Origin of the sequence: Pseudomonas agronomica (genome assembly GCF_025917275.1) — a bacterium.
Classification (GTDB): Bacteria; Pseudomonadota; Gammaproteobacteria; order Pseudomonadales; family Pseudomonadaceae; genus Aquipseudomonas; species Aquipseudomonas agronomica.
Genome location: NZ_JAOSHO010001075.1, coordinates 1 through 387, shown reverse-complemented (window position 1 = coordinate 387; position 387 = coordinate 1). Strand labels below are relative to the sequence as shown.

Sequence of the window (387 nt, the reverse complement as noted above, 5' to 3'; positions counted from 1 at the left end):
GGCTCGCAAAAGCTGTTCGGTCTGTTTGGCGGTTACGGTTTGGCGGGCACGGCGCAATGGATGGAAAGCATTGGCCTGGCTCCGGGTTACCTGATGGCAACCTTGGCTGGCGGCACTGAGTTCTTTGCCGGGCTGGCTTTGATCATCGGTCTGTTGGTGCGCCCGGCGGCATTGGGGCTGGCAATCTTGTCGCTGGTTGCGATTTTCTCCGTGCACATCGGTAATGGTCTGTTCATGGCCAACAACGGTTACGAGTTTGCCTTGGCCTTGCTGGCGGGCAGTGTCGCGGTGCTGATCGAAGGCGCAGGCAAGCTGTCTGTGGATCGTTCCATCGCGGGCTGATCGCTTGCTTGAATCATCGAGGCCCGTCCAGTACGGGCCTTTTTT

The 387-nt window shown here is 58.9% G+C and carries 1 protein-coding gene; it reads left to right on the top strand.

Translation table 11 applies throughout. The features are described from left to right. A partial coding sequence (locus OC610_RS28970) for a DoxX family protein (protein ID WP_264433265.1) occupies window positions 1-342 on the top strand: 342 nt, incomplete at its 5' end. Between the last annotated feature and the right edge of the window lie 45 nt (window positions 343-387).